Here is a 2031-nt window from a genome sequence, read left to right as displayed (position 1 = left end):
GATAGCATCACGCTAAAGACTTCAAACAAATGTGTAATCGGAACGAAGTAACCCCTAATTATCTCTGGTAAAAGGTCGATAACCAGTAAGTAGCTAACGAATGGTAATTAGGGGAGGGATGGTATCAAAAGCGAATGCCCTTGGTAATGCAAGGGATATGCTGACAGATACTCGGTAATTCCAAAGAAATAGAACAAGTAGCAATGAATAAATCTAAAACGCTGAACAAAAATCAGACGGTGGAGTGGAAAGACATCAACTGGCGCAAGCTAGAACGGGTGACTTTCAAGTTGCAAAAGCGCATATTTCGAGCGAGTGAACGAGGCGATGTTAAAGCAGTTCGCAAACTTCAGAAGACCCTGATTAGGTCTTGGTCAGCAAAATGTATCGCTGTACGTCGGGTAACACAGGACAATCAAGGCAAAAATACCGCAGGAGTGGACGGAGTTAAATCTCTGACCCCAAAACAACGGATGAGCCTTGTAGGACGATTAAAGTTAACAGGTAAGGTTAAACCTACTCGTAGAGTAATGATACCCAAACCGGGAACAACTGAAACTCGTCCATTGGGAATACCCACAATAGACGACCGTGCATTACAAGCGTTAGTCAAACTAGCATTAGAACCCGAATGGGAGGCTAAATTTGAACCTAACAGTTACGGTTTCAGACCAGGACGTTCCTGCCACGATGCAATCGAAGCAATATTCAATAGCATCCATCAAAAAGCCAAATATGTGCTTGATGCTGATATCTCAAAATGCTTTGATCGTATAGACCATCAAGTGTTAATCTCCAAAATACATACATACCCCACTTTAAGCCGTCAAATTCAAGTGTGGCTCAAAGCAGGGTACTGCGTCGGAAAACAACTTTTTCCTGCCCATGAGGGAACACCACAAGGGGGGGTGATTTCACCTCTACTTGCAAATATTGCCTTACATGGTATGGAAGAAAGAGTCAAGCAATATGCAGAAACTCTAAAAGGACATAAACAAAATAACCGTAATGCCCTTAGTTTAATCCGTTACGCTGATGACTTTGTGATAATCCATGAGGATGTAAACGTTGTCAGAAAGTGTCAAGAGATAATCGCTGAATGGTTGAGTGATATGGGATTGGAATTAAAACCCAGTAAAACAAAAATAACCCACACCCTCAATGAAATTGACGGAAAAGTTGGGTTTAATTTTTTAGGATTCCATATACAACAACACGAAGTAGGTAACTACAGAAGTGCCAATAATTCCAAAGGAATTCCACTAGGTTTTAAAACAATAATCACACCCTCAAAAACCAAAATCAAAACTCATCTTATCAAGATAGCTGAAGTAATAGATACTTATACGACCGCCCCACAAGCTACTTTAATTAGTAAGCTAAACCCAATAATTAAAGGGTGGTCAAACTATTACTCAACAGTTGCTAGTAAAAAAACTTTCTCACAAGTTGATCATCTAACTTATGATAAGTTGAGAACATGGGCAAGAACAAGGGGAAAAGGGGACATCAATAAAGATAAATACTGGAGAACAGTAGGCAACAAAAATTGGTGTTTCAGTACAGAAGACGGATTAGAATTAATCACTCACGCTAGTACGCCAATCGTAAGGCATACAAAGGTTAAAAGCGAAGCTAGTCCGTATGATGGCAACTGGACTTATTGGAGTAAACGAAGAGGCAAATATCCTGAAACTCCTAACAGGGTTTCTAAATTAATCAAGAAACAAAAGGGTATTTGTCCTGACTGTGGTCTGTATTTCACAAGTACAGACATTGTAGAGGTTGATCATATTAAACCAACATCATTAGGTGGAAAAGACACTTATGATAATCTGCAACTTCTACACAAACATTGTCACGACATAAAAACGGCCCACGACGGTTCTTTAATCAAGAATCATGACAATAACCCGTTTTGAATCGTACCTATAACAAAGGTGGAATTATCAAGGAGCCGTGTGAGGTGAAAGTCTCACGCACGGTTCTGAAGGAGAGGTAGAAGTGGTAACGCTTCTATCGACTCTAACA

At 40.0% G+C, this 2031-nt stretch carries 1 pseudogene; it reads left to right on the top strand.

Annotated elements, in window-relative coordinates:
- The first annotated feature begins 203 nt into the window (after nucleotides 1-203).
- Nucleotides 204-2002: pseudogene (gene ltrA, locus PL9214_RS33380) on the top strand (group II intron reverse transcriptase/maturase).
- Nucleotides 2003-2031 lie beyond the last annotated feature (29 nt).

Origin of the sequence: Planktothrix tepida PCC 9214, from assembly GCF_900009145.1 — a bacterium.
In the GTDB taxonomy this organism is placed as follows: domain Bacteria; phylum Cyanobacteriota; class Cyanobacteriia; order Cyanobacteriales; family Microcoleaceae; genus Planktothrix; species Planktothrix tepida.
The sequence above is the reverse complement of the archived record's forward strand: the minus strand, read 5'-3'. Positions and strand labels throughout refer to the sequence as shown.